The sequence below is a fragment of the Aneurinibacillus thermoaerophilus genome (genome assembly GCF_900099925.1).
Lineage (GTDB): Bacteria > Bacillota > Bacilli > Aneurinibacillales > Aneurinibacillaceae > Aneurinibacillus > Aneurinibacillus thermoaerophilus.
In genome coordinates, this window is record NZ_FNDE01000007.1 from 16261 (window position 1) to 32351 (window position 16091).

A 16091-nucleotide genomic window follows, 5' to 3' on the forward strand; every position below is an offset into this window, starting at 1 on the left:
ATGATGCCAGTATCAGATAAACAAATTGCCAGTGAATTGTTGGCATACGAGAAAATGATGGTTACCGCGTATGCGCAGACAATGACGGAGACGAACTGCCCGGAGCTTCGACAGGGGATTCAACAATTGTTGAATCATTCACTGCAAAACATCGTAGAAATTGGACAGATTATGGCAGCAAGCGGATGGGTGGCTCCGCGTTATGCATTGCCGGATGAAATTGCAGAAGCAGCAATTCGTGCCAGACAGACAAATCAGAATTTGCAACAAGCCGTATCTGCTTGGCAGGCAGCGGAAGCATCAGCCGGACAGCAGCAAGGGGCACGGAAGCAGCAGAATGGAACATAAAGCGGGTACCCGCTTGTATGTAGAACATACAGGCGGCTTTTTGTATTTATACCAGAGAAAAAAACAGGTAATATAAAATAGGAAGATGAACAGAATGAAAGGAGAGGAACAACGATGCAAGAATTGACTTCCATCGAAGAATTAAACCAATTTTTAGAGAAGAATCCTGAGGCCATTTTGTTGAAGCACAGTACAACTTGTCCGATTAGCAGCCAAGCTTACGACGAGTTTATGAAGTATGTCAAAAGTGTGGAGACAAAGCCGTGGGCGCTCATAATTGTGCAAACCGCCCGCCCGGTATCCAACGAAATTGCAGATCGTTTTGGCGTTAAGCACGAATCGCCGCAAGTATTGTATATAAAAGACGGCAGCGTGGCATGGCATACTTCCCATTGGAATATTACGGAGAAGAATCTGCAAGAAAATATAGTATAGGAAATTTTTGTAACATTTTAGCTATAAGTCAGATTGAAGACAAACTCCCTTGTCTCGCAAGAAACAAGGGAGTAATTAAAAAAAACTTTCATTAAACATAGAGATAAAAATTTGCAATTATTCCCACCTGCACTCCAATACGTCTCCTGTTTTGATGACATCCTGGAATGAAGCTGGATTTCCGTTAATTGTAATTACAAGATTTTTTCCTGAATCCATCGTTTGCAAGCTTTCATCTACATAGCGAAATACATCGCTGAAGATCGGATCGCCCGTGAAGCGAACTCGCACCGCGATGGACGCGTGCGCCCGGATCGGTTCCGTTAATGCAACGCGTTCCCCGTCCAAGTAAATTTCCATTTCACTTGCAGGGATTTGAACTGTTTTTCCATTGAATGTTATGATTGTGTTCACTTCTGTTCGTTCTTCAGGTGGAAGCACATCCTCGATCGTAGGAAGTGCAGTTGTATGTCTGCGATATAAAATCTGATCGTTTTTCTTAATTTTGTTATCCAGACTGGCTTCTTTTCCGTTGATAGTAAAAACGTATGTGGAATACGTATAATGCATTGCTTTTCCGTTGACGGTAAACGGCAGTTGCTGGGTTTCCATTTCCGGTCTGTATGCTCCTGCGGCGATGAGTACTTCGCGCAGTGTAGACGGCAGTGAGATTTCTATCTCATCCCTGTCCTTGAGAGGCGTATCCCATGACGCTTCCTGACCGTTAATAAAAATGAACGGAGAAAGGGATAACGGAGTATCATTTAGCATGATGTCCAGCGTGTCGGTGTCTCCTGCCAGTTCAATTGGTTTAGCTGAAGCGGGAACGCCATCTTTTCCCGGCTTAAATATGATCCGATCCTCCGCTTGAACAGGCGTATCCAGTTGTGCTGGCTCGTTGTTAAGGAGCAGAACGGGTGCTGTGCCATGCCCGCCAGGAATGATTTTCATTTTGCCGTTTACGTGTACGGTCATCGCCAGACCGGGACGTCCGTGCAGACGCTTGATGTCTATCCCCGCGTACAGCAGCACATCGCCGACAGTCATTTGTTTTAAATCAAAGATACGCAGCGTTTCCCCGTTAAGATGAATGGATAAATATTTAATCGGGTGTTTCACTGCCGCTACCGCAATTCCCAGCGGCGTTACGAATTCCGGCCCCGTTAGGTTCGCTTTGCCGATAAAGGCTTGGATAGCATCCGCGCCTCGTACAGCAACGCGCGCGGGAGGAAGATTCAAGCGTTCGGCAATTTTGGAGGGCAAGGTTGGTGTCAGGCTACCGCCGCCGATTAGTATCACTGCTTGCGGGGGATTTCCGTTTAACTCCAGAATGCGTTCGCTGATTAAATTGGCAAGGTTATGAATATCGGTTTCAATATTACGAATGACTTCCTCGCGGCTATAGGTGTATTCTATGCCGAGGATGTCGGAAAATGTGACCGTGTCCTGTGTCGACAGTTTCCGCTTGATTTCTTCAGCTATTGGAAAGTCAAGCAGATACGCCTGACTGAGCGCTTCCGTAATTTCGTCTCCAGCGATCGGCACCATGCCGTATGCTGTCACTGTTCCCGCTCCGGTAATGGCAATATCCGATGTACCTGCTCCGATATCAACCAGCGCCACATTAAGGCGGCGCATGGTGGGCGGAACAAGCACATTAATGGCTGCAATCGGTTCAAGTGTAAGCGCGCACATCCTGAGATCCGCTCGTTTTAGTGCAGCAATTAGGGAGTCGACAACTACACGAGGGAGAAACGTAGCGATAATTTCCACTTTTGCCTCGTTGCCGCGTTGGTCGATCAGGCTACCGATGATCTCCCCATCAAGAAAATAGTTGACCACGCTATAGCCAACACAATAATACTGGGTAAAGTCATTCGCTTTATGTTGTTTGGCCAGAATGCGCTGGGCTTTCTGGATGGCGGCAAGTTCAAGTGCGATACTATCGTTGTGTGATATTGGGCCTGCCCCGGAAATATCTTTGCTTACTTCGATGCGTTGTGTATGGAGTGAACGTCCCGCAGCCGCTACGGCCACGTCCGTGAGCTTTACATTTACTTTCGTTTCCAGACGCTGCTTGACACGAGAGATGACTTCAGCTACTGCCACTACGTCGTGGATTTGTCCGTCCAGCATTGAGCGCTCCGTATGCTCTTCGCATTCATACCCGATAACCTCAAATTTGCCTTCCGGGCTAGGGACCACCAGCAGTCCAACTACACTGCGCGTTCCGATATCAAGAGCGAAAATATGTTGTGAATGTCCTTCGCCCATACTTTACAACTCCTCCAATTATAAAGCGTGTCCTTCATGGTTTATTTGAAGGAATATGTAAGATATTCGCTGCGGGATAGAAAATTCCTTTTTTCTTTTATATAAAGGCTGACAAAGAACAAAGAATAAGATATAATACACTTCAAATATTTTTTTGAAAATTGTCTGAAAAAAATACAAGAGGTGGAGAGAAGATGAGCAACGAAAAGTTGGAGCAGCTTCGCAGTGATCTGGATGCGGTAAATCTTCAGATTCTGGAGCTGATTAACAGGCGAGCGGAGCTGGTGCAGGAAATCGGGAGGGTCAAGCTCAAGCAGGGGATTAATCGTTTTGACCCTGAGCGCGAACGTCAAATGCTGAACTTGATTCTGGAGCATAATAAAGGGCCGTTTGAAGACAGCACCATTCAGCATCTTTTTAAACAAATCTTTAGCGCCTCTCTTGAATTGCAAAAAGACGATCATCGCAAAGCATTGCTTGTAAGCCGCAAGAAGAAGCAGGAGGATACTGTGGTGGAAATTGGGTCTGTGCGGGTAGGCGATGGAGATCCGGTGCTTGTGGCTGGCCCGTGTTCGGTCGAATCGTATAATCAAGTTCGTCAGGTTGGGGAAGCGCTAAAAGCGAACGGCATTACCCTTTTACGTGGGGGTGCATTCAAGCCGAGGACGTCGCCGTATGACTTCCAAGGACTTGGCGTGGAAGGTTTGAAGATTTTGCGGCGTGTGGCAGACGAACTTGGCTTAAAAGTAGTGAGCGAAATCGTGAATCCAGCTGATATTGAAATGGCGACCGAATACGTGGATGTCATTCAAATCGGGGCGCGTAACATGCAAAACTTTGAGTTGCTGAAGGCGGCGGGCCGTGTGAAAACGCCGGTGCTTTTAAAGCGCGGTTTATCTGCTACCATTGAAGAGTTTATTCACGCTGCTGAATATATCGTGTCCGGTGGAAACGATCAAGTCATGCTTTGTGAACGCGGTATCCGCACATACGAAAAAGCGACACGCAATACGCTCGATATCTCCGCCGTTCCGATTTTGAAACAAGAGACGCACTTGCCAGTGCTCGTCGATGTGACGCATGCAACAGGACGCCGTGACATTCTGCTGCCGACAGCGAAAGCTGCGCTGGCTGTGGGAGCGGATGGTGTCATGATCGAAGTGCACCCGGATCCGGATGTGGCGCTTTCCGACGCAAAACAGCAAATCAATATCCCGCAATTCAACGAATTCGTCACTAAATTGCGCGAATCCGGCTTGTACAAAGAGAGCGCATCTGTTTTATAAGTGTGAACGGGCAAAAACCGCTGAGATGATTTCAGCGGTTTTTCTTATATACATAAAAAGAATAAGAGAGGTGCACCCTACAAGTATCATATTTCTAAGGAGAAACAGGGTGACGCATATGCCGCGACAGTATACACGAGCACTTGTCCTTATGACGATTCTTGTAACTGCATCGCTTGCTACAGGATGCGGCGGGCAAAAAATCCAGAGCGAGCATGGGAAGACACCGATTGAAGGACCGATGTCATTTGATCATCAGCTTCCAAAGCTAAGAAAAGCAGAGCGGCAGGAGCTGATCAATGCCATTCGCGAGGCGGAAGAAAAAGTGTGGCGTGCTACGGAGCATACAAAAGTTGCGTATGTAAAGGGGCAGCCAGTTCGTGTGTATAGCGATTTCACAAGCAAAAAACAATTATATAATTATTATAGACAAAGCTGGAGCGAGCAACTGGCAACGCAGCTCACGCATGAAACAATTGATTTGAATTATTCGATTCCTAACAAAGCGTTGGCCGTGCATCCTGCATTTCGCCATGTTAGCCTGCTTTCCATGAAAATGCCGGAAATCCGCGTAACTTCTTATTATAAAAACACAGCGGTTGTGGAATGTATAGGAACGCTTATGACAGGTGAGCGGCACCGCATCCAGTACACATTAATGAAAAGCAACGATAATAGTCGCTGGATTGTCGCTCACAAGGCTATTAGCGACGGCGGAATCGGGCCTTATATTGGAAACAAGAGAGGAACATAAGCGCTTATGGACAAATCTCATGTGAGAGTATGGATTTGTCTTTTTCCTTTTCATGAGGTTTACATGAATACGATTGCATGCAAGAGTGATTTATAATATGATAAATGAAAAATTATGAAAATGGGTGAAAACTGATATACAATAATTATGCATAAAGAATATAGGAGGAGTTACGATTGCCGGTTACAATTTATGATGTAGCAAGAGAAGCAGGTGTATCGATGGCGACGGTTTCTCGTGTTGTGAACGGAAACCCGAATGTAAAACCATCGACGAGAAAGAAAGTACTTGCGGCGATTGAGCAATTGGGCTATCGTCCAAACGCGGTGGCACGCGGTCTTGCCAGCAAGCGGACGACAACGGTTGGTGTTATCATTCCTGATATTTCCAGTCCGTTTTTTGCGGAGCTTGCGCGCGGTATTGACGATATTGCCAGCATGTACAAGTATAACATTATTTTGTGTAATTCGGATGAGCGTGTTGAGCGAGAAGTGCATTTAACGAATACGCTGCTGGAAAAACAGGTGGATGGCATTGTTTTCATGGGCCGTGAAATTACGGAAAGCCATATGCAGGTCTTTACAACCGCTTCTGTGCCGATTGTTCTCGCCGGAACAAAAGATCCAACCGGAAAGCTTCCATCGGTTGATATTAGCCATTACGACGCCGGTTACGATGCAACCAAGTATTTGATTGACAAAGGGCACAGGCGGATTGCGATGGTGACTGGACCGCTGATTGATCCGCTCGCGGGTATGCGCCGATTTGAAGGATATAAGCAAGCGCTGACAGAAGCCGGTTTGCCCTTGAAGGATAGCTATGTATACAATGGCAATTTCCGTTACGAATCCGGTCTGGCCGCTGTTGAACAATTTTTGTCTTTGGTGGAACAGCCGACGGCGATTTTTGCAGTTAGCGACGAAATGGCGGTCGGGGTTATCCATGGCTTGCAGGACCGCGGCCTGCGCGTTCCGGATGATATAGATGTTATCGGTTTTGATAACATTCGCCTGGCAGAAATGGTGCGGCCGCGTCTGACGACAGTAGTACAGCCGATGTATGATATTGGCGCGGTAGCGATGCGTTTATTGACTAAGTATATGAATAATGAAAAAGTTGACCATCATATCGTGATTTTGCCGCATCGGATTGAAGAGCGTCAGTCTACCAAAGGACGTATGACAGAAGAACAGCAAGATGAATTGGAGTAAGGAGAAGCGGAGATGAAAATCGGAATCATTGGAGCAATGGACGAAGAAATTGAGCTATATAAAGAAGGCATGGAACTTACGCGTGAGACGCATAAAGCCGGCATTGCATATTATGAAGGGAAATGGGAAGGCAAAGAAGTCGTTCTCTGTAAATGTGGGGTCGGCAAAGTAAACGCAAGCGTATGCACACAGATTTTAATTGATACGTACGAAGCAGAGGCGGTTATTTTTACCGGTGTGGCGGGCGCATTGCACCCAGAGTTAGAAATCGGAGACATCGTCGTGTCATCGGATTGCCAGCACCATGATATGGATGTAACGGCGCTTGGTTTTGCGCGCGGTCAGATTCCTTTCGCTGATGTATCGGTATTCGAGGCGGACGGGAAACTGGTGGAAGCTGCGGTAAAAGCGAGCAAAAAGGTAACGGAAGGTAGAACGATTATTGGACGCATTTTATCGGGGGACCAGTTTATTGCAAGTCGTGAGACGGTACGGGAATTGTACGAGACAATGAACGGTGTCTGCACGGAAATGGAAGGGGCAGCTGTGGCCCAAGTGTGTGCAATGAACGGAGTGCCATTTGTTGTGATTCGTTCCATGTCTGATAAGGCAGATGGTTCGGCGCATGTGAATTTCCCGGAATTTACAAAGTTAGCGTCCAAGCGCTCTTATGAAATTGTAAAAAATATGCTGGAGCATTTATAAAGCGAAAGCGGAAGGACAACCCTTCCGCTTTTTTATCCACGCGGGCAATATAAAAGTGCTTTTTCGATTGTATTTTTGTTCTTGGCGGTAATCTCGGCCCGGCGCGGAATTGGCGGAAACAGCCCTTCAGGATCAAGAATTGTAGGCGCGAGTTGTACCGGGCTTTCTTCTTGATATTTAGCAATCCACGCCTGTGGGATGGGCACATTATTAACGATTCGCTGACCAGATAATTCAGCCCACAATAAAGTCCAGGCGCGCGGCACCACGCGCCAGATGTCATATCCTCCCCCTCCGGTTGCGATTAATCTGCCATCGCATAATTCTTCTGCAAGTTCCCTTGCCAGCTTGGGAATCTCCTGATAAATCCGCATTGATGTTGACAGATGTGTCAGCGGATCGAACATATGGGAATCACATCCATTTTGCGTCACGATAACATCCGGTTTAAATCCGCGAGCTACGGTCGGAAGCACGGTATCGTATGCTTCCAGCCATGAGTCATCTTCTGTAAACGCATCCAGCGGGACGTTGACCGAAAAGCCGTACCCTTGCCCATCCCCGCGTTCAGTAATATTTCCGGTACCAGGGAAAAGATATTTCCCTGTTTCATGAAAGGAAAGGGTCAGCACGTTCGGATCATCGTAAAATGCCCATTGTACGCCGTCGCCGTGATGTGCGTCCGTATCAATATAAAGCACGCGGGCGTCATATTTTTGGCGCAAATACGCAATCGCAACCGAGCAATCGTTATAAATGCAGAATCCGGAAGCTCGTCCACGAAAGCCGTGGTGAAGCCCCCCAGCCAGGTTGACAGCGTGGCGGTATTCGCCGGACATGACCAATTCAACGGCGCGAAGGGTTCCGCCGACCGCCAATGCCGATGCTTCATGCATATTAGGAAAGATAGGACAGTCCTCTGTTCCTAATCCGAAGCTTGCGGCAATGGGGATTTCCTGCTTCGAATGGCCGCATTCTTTCACTGCTTCGATATATTGCCGATCGTGTATAAGCGCCAGTTCGTCATCAGTCGCCATCCGCGGCGGCACAATATCGTTTTCGGAAAGCAAATTCATCATTTGCAGCAAATCCAGCGTCAATACGAGACGCTTTTGGTTAAACGGATGCTCTTCATTAAAAAAATAATGTAAATATTCGTCGCTGTAAATAAAAGCTGACTTTATTTTCATAGTAATCCCTCTGATTCTCTGGGCCAAATCATACGATAGCCGGCCTTCTCGATTTTGGAAACGATGTTGCGTGGATCGATTGTTTGTACGCGGAACACAAGATTTTTCTTGCATGGAAGAGACAGGCGTGTCTAAAATTTTTTCGTCCTCATTATGCGGTGTGCTGATAATGGAAGGACATGCATCCCGCACATCGCGGTCGGAGATAATTCCAACCAGCTTGCCTTCTGAAACAACCGGCAAGTGGCGAATCCGGTGCTGATGAATTTTTAGAAGTGCGAGTCGAATTGAATCTTCCGGCTCGATGGTTATTAAACTTCTTCTCATAATATCTTCTACGAGCATCGGATATTCCTCCCTGACTATAGAAATATTCGTGATATATATGCAGCCGGATGCCGAAGAACCTTGTTTCTTAGTATCGGTTTAATACATAAAACGATTTTGAAAGCGGATGCGATCAAAGGCTTGCACCGATTCCATGGGAATGTTCTTTCCGATTCTTGCCATTAAGCAGTTCGCGGGATGGGCACAAATCTCCGGATCGTCGGTGGCGAACCACTCAAGACCGACGGAAGCCATTACTTTTTCCATAATTTTTCTGTATTCCCATACATCGAGTCCTGTGCCTTTTAAATCCCAGTGCCAGTAATACTCGGTCGTAAAAACAATGTAATTTTCCATCGCATCATCACGGAAGGCGAGCATCAGCATGTCTTCCCCCACATGTTGATGACGAAAACACTTGGTCACTTCAATGGCTCCTAGTTCTAGCAGGTCTTCCATTCCAGCCTGTGCCCATCGTTCCATTGGATCGGGGTAGAGGAAAGTGACATAGCCGACGATAGTATCATTATGAACTGCTAGAATAATGCGTCCTTCGGGAAGACCCGCGATTTCTTCCAGCGCTTTTTGCTGATCGCGCGGCTTGCGAAATGCTGTCAACCCTTCATCCATTTTAAGCATTGCGACACGTTCAGGCGAAACGGGTCCTTCGATTAGAAGCCTGCCTGCTGATTTTTCTATTTCTTCTCGATAATACGTTTTTTTGTGCTCCATATTCGTTCACACCTTACTATTCAGATATAAAATCGTTTTGTTATGTTTCACCGTTTGATTCAATCTATCATTTTTTCTTTATAATTAGAAATTATCTAATATTACCTATCATCCTGACAATGCATAAATTTGAAAAACCTGTGAATGATAATAATTGATAAAATAACAGATTATTTGGTATAATCGAAATAACGAAAGGGTTTTCAAAGGAAAAAATAGAGTATATGAATTTAGGTTGGGATCAAGTAAAAATTAGTGGGAGAGGAGCTGCAATATGAAAGAAACGATGCACAGCAAGATACTTCCCGTGGTTGGGAGCGGTTATAATATGCCTGCGTATGAAGAGGCTTATAACAATTTCAGCTGGGAAGATGTAGAAAAGCAATTTACATGGTATGAAACGGGCAAAGTAAACATGGCACACGAAGCAATTGATCGTCATATAGGCACCCTCCGCGAAAACAAGGTAGCGCTTTATTATAGCGATGCAACACGCGATGAGAAATATACATTTGCAGAACTGAAAACTTTATCTGATAAATTTGGAAATGTACTTCGCAAATTGGGAGTTCGGAAAGGGGAGCGCGTGTTTATTTTTATGCCCCGTACACCGGAACTATATGTAAGCGTCCTAGGTACGATTAAAGTCGGCGCCATCGTTGGTCCGTTATTCGAAGCTTTCATGGAAGGCGCGGTGCGCGACCGTCTGGAAGACAGTGAAGCGGTTGCGATCGTCACGACGCCCGCACTGTTGCCACGCGTTCCGGTAAAAGAGCTTCCGGCGTTGAAGCATGTGATTCTGGTTGGTGCAGAAGGAGAACTAGAAGAGGGACAGGTAAGCTATGAGAAGGAAATGGAGCAGGCTTCGGAAGATTTCCAAATCGAATGGGTAGATCGTGAAGACGGTCTTATCTTGCACTATACGTCCGGTTCTACCGGAAAACCGAAAGGTGTGCTTCATGTTCATAATGCCATGATTCAGCACTATCAGACAGCCAAATGGGTGCTGGATCTGAAGGATGACGACATTTACTGGTGTACGGCTGACCCGGGTTGGGTAACCGGGACATCGTATGGTATTTTTGGCCCATGGCTCAATGGGGCAACTAACGTTATTCGTGGCGGCCGCTTCAGTCCGCATGATTGGTATTCCACCATTGAGAAATACAAAGTTACCGTTTGGTATAGCGCTCCGACCGCATTTCGCATGCTGATGGGAGCGGGTGACGAAGTGGTGAAGCAGTATAATCTGTCCAGCTTACGTCATATTTTGAGCGTAGGGGAGCCGCTGAACCCGGAAGTCGTATATTGGGGCACGAGAGTATTCAATAAGCGTATCCATGACACATGGTGGATGACAGAGACGGGCGCCCAGCTAATCTGTAATTATCCGAGCATGCCAATTAAACCAGGTTCCATGGGTAAACCATTTCCAGGTATTGTCGCGGCAATTGTGGACGATGAAGGCAATGAATTGCCGCCGAACCGCATGGGCAACCTGGCGATTAAAGTCGGTTGGCCGTCAATGATGCGCAAAATTTGGAACAACCCGGCCAAGTATGAGGAATATTTCCGCTTGAAGGGTTGGTACGTATCCGGTGATTCAGCATACATGGATGAAGACGGATATTTCTGGTTCCAAGGCCGTGTGGATGATGTGATTATGACGGCGGGTGAGCGTGTGGGCCCATTTGAAGTCGAAAGCAAGCTGGTTGAGCACCCGGCGGTAGCAGAAGCGGGGGTTATCGGTAAGCCAGACCCGGTACGCGGGGAGATTATCAAAGCGTTCATCTCACTGCGTGACGGATATGAAGCGACCGATGAACTGCTGGAGGAAATCCGCCAGTTTGTCAAAGTGGGGCTGGCTGCGCACGCAGCGCCGCGCGAAATTGAAGTAAAAGATAAATTGCCAAAAACGCGTTCCGGTAAAATCATGCGCCGCGTCCTTAAAGCGTGGGAACTTGGGTTGCCGACCGGAGACCTGTCTACAATGGAAGATTAAACATAAAAAAGGAGGGGAATTAATCCTCTCCTTTTTTTCCTTCTTTTTTACTATCTGTTTTTTTCTCTTCCTTCGGTTTGTCTTCAGACGGCTTGGATTGCTTCTTCGAAGATGTTTTTTCGCCGTCATCATTACTCGTCTTTTTGTCGGAAGGAGTTTTTTGTTCATCCGACTGCTTGTTGTCTTCTTTTGGCTTATCGGCATTATCACCGGGCTGCTCGGATTTTGTTTCGTCTTCTGGCTTCTCTTCTTTCGCTTTGTTTTTATCCACTGTTTCGCCTTCAGTGTTTGGCTTCTGTTCGCTGTCGTTCTTTTTCTCTTCTTCCGTCTTTCCATAGGAAGCAGGATTTTTTGAAGTTGCCAAATCGGCGTTATAAATGGCTGCCATGGACGTTCCTGGCGGACGCTTCATATAATTGCCGGCAGGCGAAAGATTCGGGTCGATTTTCAGAGCGGAGCTGAAAATTTTTCCCCAGACGTATTGAGCGTTATAAAATGAGCTCTTATATAGTTTGTATTTTTTATCATAGCCAATCCATACCCCAAGAGAAATGTCGGGGGTGTAGCCCACAAACCATTTATCTCGATAATCCTGCGATGTTCCTGTTTTTCCTGCGACATCGCGTCCCATTTTGTAGGGACGTACCCTTGTTCCGGTACCACTGTCGATAACATCGCGCAACATATCCGTAATCATCCAGGCGGTCTGTGGTGAGAACACGCGTACCGGTTTTGGTTTGTGTTGGTATATCACTTCATGCTCGCTGTTTTCGATGCGCTCAATTAAATAAGCATCGATGAAGTTCCCTTCATTTGGGAAGGTAGCATACGCATTTGTTAGCTCTTCCACAGAAATCCCATGCGTAAATCCACCGAGTGCAGTAGGCAGGTAGTAGTCGCTGTCCACAATTGAGTTTATGCCCATTTTCTTTACGTAAGAAAGCGATTTTTTAACCCCGGTTTCGAAATACACTTTAACGGCCGGTACGTTACGTGAAAATTTCAGAGCATGGCGTATGGTCATCGGCCCTTTAAAGTTATTGGAGTCATTTTTCGGGGTATATCCACCAGGGAACACAGTCTCCTCATCGACAACGATTGAATCAGGTGAAATAATGCCTTCCTCAATAGCAGGGGCATACACGCCGACAGGTTTGATTGCCGAACCCGGCTGACGGGGCACGGTTGCATGGTTTGTTTTCTCAATTTCGAAGTCACGTCCTTCGATCATGCCGAGAATAGCCCCTGTTTTATTATGGATTAGGATAGCTCCTACCTGTTCCGGCATTCGCTTGCCACCGATTGGTGGACGTTCCGGGCCAAAGTTATCAGAATCAGTGGCGATTTCCTGCATTTTTTCATAAATGCGTTTATCAATGGTGGTATAAATGTGGTAGCCACCCTGACGAACCGCCATTCGTTTTTCTTCCAGAAGTTTTTCATACGGTTGATTTTTTAGTTCCGGCTTTTTCTCAAAATCTTGTTGTAACAGGATTTCCGCTGCGCGTTTTTCGATTTCCATCATAAGGAATGGATATTTCTCAAACGCTTTAGGTGTTGGTTTAGCCAAGTGCGCTTCAATATCATAAGCCAATGCTTCATCGTATTGCTGTTTCGTGATCTTGCCGTTTTCCAGCATGCGGTTCAGCACGATTTTTTGGCGCTCTTTTCCCAGTTGAAGACCCCTCTTTTTAAATGGAATATAAGAAGAAGGTGCCTGCAACATTCCAGCCAGATAAGCCGATTGGGCGATATTCAAATCTTTGGCATTCACGCCAAAAATCCCTTTAGCTGCCGCTTGAACGCCATATACATTCGAACCATTGGCGTTTTTTCCGAAGTACATTTTATTAATGTACGCGTCGAGAATTTGTTCCTTACTGAACATGCGCTCTATTCGCAATGCAAGGAAGATTTCTTTAAATTTTCGCTCCATTGTTTGTTCGGGCGAAAGGATCGTTTGTTTTACAAGTTGCTGGGTTAGGGTGCTTCCTCCTGTCTGCACCGATGCTCCGGTAATCTGCTGGATTCCGGCCCGGGCGATGGCGGAAGGAACGATCCCGTTGTGCTCAAAGAAATATTTGTCTTCCGTTGAGATGATAGCATCAATTAAATGAGGTGAGACCTCTTTATGCGATACAAGCCGACGGTCTTCTGCTGTGATCAATTGGCCGATCATTGTTTTGTCTTTGAAATATGCGAATCCGGTTAAGTTATTGGTAGAGATTTTTTGGTAAATTTCATTATAACTGCGAACCGGGTCGTCTTTGACAAGCGAAGCGACATAACCAGCGGCGGTACCGCATGCGAAAAGCACGCCCATAAAGAATAGAATGGCAGAAACTTGAAAAATAATGAGAAGAGTATGCCAAATGCTTTTTTTGCGCCTTGGCCTATCCGGCGTACTTGCGGAACCGTTTTGTTTTTCCATACAATTCCCCCTTACCTGTAACAGAGACATTATATCATAAAGACGATTCCTGAGGTTAAATGTTGCATTCTCTTATTACTTTTAGTTATTATGGTAATAACAAAGGCATAATATCATTTTATTCACGATGAAGGCGTATCAGTAGTGGCTTTGGAACCGGAAGCAGCAGAGAGTCGGTGGAAGGTGAGAACCGGCCCGGCCAGGCAACGAAATACAGCGTTGGAGTGAATTCCGCTCCGTATAGATGTGTGGGCGGACGGTATATTCGTTTGGAATAGGCCGTTATCCGTATGAGTGAAGGGCTTTTTTGCCCTTAAGTAAGGGTGGTACCGCGAGCAAACTCGTCCCTTTTTGGGACGAGTTTTTTATTTTGTTTTAAGAAATTAGGAATTGGAGGAAGCAGACATGATTGAAGAAAGCATTGCTTTGACCGAAGAGCAGGCGCGTGAAGTAGAGCGTCAGATGAGCATTATCCGCCGTGGTGTGGCAGAAATTATACCGGAAGAAGAAATGAGAAAAAAGGTGGAGCGTTCTGTCGTAACTGGAAAGCCGCTAAAAATAAAGCTTGGGCTAGATCCATCCGCACCGGATATTCATATTGGCCATACTGTGGTGCTTCACAAGTTGCGTCAATTCCAGGAGTTAGGACATAGAGTGCAATTGGTTATTGGCGATTTCACAGGACGAATCGGTGACCCGACCGGGAAATCCGAGGCGAGAAAGCAACTTACAGAAGAGGAAGTCAAAAAGAATGCAGCGACATATGTAGAACAGTTTGCGAAAATCCTCGATACAGGCAAGATTGAGGTCAATTATAATAGCAAGTGGCTAGCGCCTATGAATTTTGCAGATGTAGTAAACTTAGCTGCGAAAATAACAGTAGCTCGAATGCTTGAACGGGATGATTTTGAAAAACGTTATTCAAATAATCAACCGATTAGCGTCCATGAGTTTTTCTATCCGTTGATGCAAGGATATGATTCGGTAGTATTGGAAAGCGATGTGGAACTGGGAGGGACGGATCAGAAGTTTAACTTGTTGATGGGCCGTCAGTTGCAGAAGGAATTCGGACAGGAACAGCAATGCGCGCTGATGATGCCGATCATCGAAGGATTGGATGGCGTACAGAAGATGAGCAAAAGCTTGGGCAACTATATCGGTATTAGCGAGCCACCGAAAGAAATTTACGGCAAAGCCATGTCAATTCCAGACGAACTGATGGTAAAATATTACGAACTAGCGACCGATATTTCTATGGAAGAATTGGAGAGGCTCAAGAGAGGGTTAGCTGACGGTTCCGTGCATCCGCGCGACGCTAAAATGCGCCTTGCGTATACGTTTGTAAGAATGTATTGGGGTGAAGAAGCGGCAAAACAAGCGGAAGAACATTTCAAAACCGTGTTCCAGCAGCGCGCGCTACCTGCGGATATTCCGGAAAAAGAAGTAGCCGTAAGCGAATTGGAAGACGGCAAGATGTGGGTTATCAAGCTTTTGTCTGTGCTGGAACTCGTGCCGTCAAATGGCGAAGCGCGCCGCATGGTGCAACAAGGTGCCGTAAAAATCAACGAAGAAAAAGTGACTTCCGTGGATGAGCATATCGCCGTGGAAGACGGTATGATCGTTCAGGTCGGGAAACGCAAATTCGTGAAAGTAGTGATTAAATAATAATAAAACTCCCGTCGGAGACGACGGGAGTTTTGCTTGAATTTAAGATTAACGAGAGTAGAACTCGACGATCAACTTTTCGTTGATTTCAGCCGGCAGTTCTTCACGGTCTGGCAGGCGAGTGTACGTACCTTCCATTTTTGTTTCATCATAGCTCAGATAGTTTGGCAGGTATGCACGAGCTTCCAGCGATTCTTTTACTATGCTTAAGTTGCGGCTCTTTTCGCGCAGGCCAATTACATCGCCAGGTTTCACACGGTAAGAAGGAATGTTTACTTTCTTGCCGTTTACTGTAATGTGGCCGTGAGTTGTCAACTGACGTGCAGCCGGACGAGTTGGTGCGAAACCAAGACGATATACCAAGTTGTCGAGACGAGACTCAAGCAGCTTCATGAAGTTTTCACCGACAACCCCAGGCATTTTTGTTGCTTCGTTAAATGTTTTGCGGAATTGCTTTTCCATCAAGCCGTACATATGACGAAGCTTTTGCTTTTCAGTAAGCTGAATCGCGTATTCGCTCATTTTACGACGGGAATGTCCATGTTGTCCCGGTGGAAAATTACGTTTGATGTCTTTGCCAGTTCCGTCTAGGGAAATGCCCAGACGACGAGCCAATTTGTGGCGTGGTCCAGTATAACGTGCCATAAAATTCCGTTCTCCTTTACATTTAGATTTAATAGGTGTTTACTTCCGCCTGGCTAGTTCCTAACTTTACTGCATGCTCTTCGGAC

The 16091-nt window shown here is 46.2% G+C and carries 12 protein-coding genes, 2 pseudogenes and 1 other annotated feature; of the genes and pseudogenes, 8 read left to right on the forward strand and 6 right to left on the reverse strand.

Translation table 11 applies throughout. From position 1 onward, the window contains the following. The first annotated feature begins 3 nt into the window (after positions 1-3). Complete coding sequence (locus tag BLR88_RS05605; RefSeq protein WP_057899563.1) at positions 4-348, forward strand: spore coat protein; 345 nt, start codon at positions 4-6, stop codon at positions 346-348. Positions 349-462: 114 nt separating this feature from the next. Then, positions 463-783, forward strand: coding sequence for a bacillithiol system redox-active protein YtxJ (gene ytxJ, locus BLR88_RS05610; protein ID WP_091260147.1), 321 nt, complete (start codon positions 463-465; stop codon positions 781-783). A gap of 117 nt (positions 784-900) precedes the next feature. On the opposite strand, the gene BLR88_RS05615 is transcribed toward ytxJ, so the two are convergent. Further along, positions 901-3057 carry a cell division protein FtsA gene (locus BLR88_RS05615; RefSeq protein WP_057899561.1) on the reverse strand — a complete coding sequence of 719 codons (2157 nt, stop codon included), beginning with the start codon at positions 3055-3057 and terminating at the stop codon, positions 901-903. Between the two features lie 194 nt (positions 3058-3251). On the opposite strand from BLR88_RS05615, the gene BLR88_RS05620 reads away from it, so the two are divergent. From BLR88_RS05620 to BLR88_RS05635, 4 genes and pseudogenes are all read left to right on the forward strand, one after another. Next, complete coding sequence (locus tag BLR88_RS05620) at positions 3252-4343, forward strand: bifunctional 3-deoxy-7-phosphoheptulonate synthase/chorismate mutase (RefSeq protein WP_057899560.1); 1092 nt, start codon at positions 3252-3254, stop codon at positions 4341-4343. A gap of 118 nt (positions 4344-4461) precedes the next feature. Then, positions 4462-5097 (forward strand): hypothetical protein, encoded by a 636-nt coding sequence (locus BLR88_RS05625; protein WP_139184920.1) that lies wholly within the window; start codon positions 4462-4464, stop codon positions 5095-5097. A 176-nt stretch (positions 5098-5273) separates the two neighbouring features. Continuing rightward, on the forward strand, positions 5274-6308 hold the full coding sequence (ccpA, locus tag BLR88_RS05630; RefSeq protein ID WP_091260148.1) for a catabolite control protein A: 1035 nt from the start codon (positions 5274-5276) through the stop codon (positions 6306-6308). 12 nt (positions 6309-6320) lie between these two features. Further along, positions 6321-7001: pseudogene (locus BLR88_RS05635) on the forward strand (5'-methylthioadenosine/adenosylhomocysteine nucleosidase); the annotation flags it as partial. A gap of 44 nt (positions 7002-7045) precedes the next feature. Here BLR88_RS05635 and BLR88_RS05640 read toward each other — a convergent pair. The 3 genes and pseudogenes from BLR88_RS05640 to BLR88_RS05645 all read right to left on the reverse strand — a co-directional run bounded on the left by BLR88_RS05640 (position 7046) and on the right by BLR88_RS05645 (position 9262). After that, positions 7046-8203, reverse strand: coding sequence for an acetoin utilization protein AcuC (locus BLR88_RS05640; RefSeq protein ID WP_057899556.1), 1158 nt, complete (start codon positions 8201-8203; stop codon positions 7046-7048). 192 nt (positions 8204-8395) lie between these two features. Beyond that, positions 8396-8548 (reverse strand): annotated as a pseudogene (locus tag BLR88_RS20060) (CBS domain-containing protein); the annotation flags it as partial. Positions 8549-8629: 81 nt separating this feature from the next. After that, positions 8630-9262, reverse strand: coding sequence for a hypothetical protein (locus BLR88_RS05645; RefSeq protein WP_057899554.1), 633 nt, complete (start codon positions 9260-9262; stop codon positions 8630-8632). Positions 9263-9548: 286 nt separating this feature from the next. On the opposite strand from BLR88_RS05645, the gene acsA reads away from it, so the two are divergent. Continuing rightward, positions 9549-11264: an acetate--CoA ligase gene (gene acsA / locus BLR88_RS05650; protein WP_057900392.1), complete on the forward strand. Its 1716-nt coding sequence runs from the start codon at positions 9549-9551 to the stop codon at positions 11262-11264. Positions 11265-11283: 19 nt separating this feature from the next. Here acsA and BLR88_RS05655 read toward each other — a convergent pair whose 3' ends face one another. Next, on the reverse strand, positions 11284-13695 hold the full coding sequence (locus tag BLR88_RS05655) for a transglycosylase domain-containing protein (RefSeq protein ID WP_057899553.1): 2412 nt from the start codon (positions 13693-13695) through the stop codon (positions 11284-11286). A gap of 118 nt (positions 13696-13813) precedes the next feature. Beyond that, positions 13814-14047: a binding site (T-box leader), on the forward strand. Between the two features lie 53 nt (positions 14048-14100). On the opposite strand from BLR88_RS05655, the gene tyrS reads away from it, so the two are divergent. Continuing rightward, complete coding sequence (gene tyrS, locus BLR88_RS05660; RefSeq protein ID WP_091260151.1) at positions 14101-15360, forward strand: tyrosine--tRNA ligase; 1260 nt, start codon at positions 14101-14103, stop codon at positions 15358-15360. Between the two features lie 48 nt (positions 15361-15408). On the opposite strand, the gene rpsD is transcribed toward tyrS, so the two are convergent. Beyond that, positions 15409-16005 (reverse strand): 30S ribosomal protein S4, encoded by a 597-nt coding sequence (gene rpsD, locus BLR88_RS05665; RefSeq protein ID WP_057899551.1) that lies wholly within the window; start codon positions 16003-16005, stop codon positions 15409-15411. Between the last annotated feature and the right edge of the window lie 86 nt (positions 16006-16091).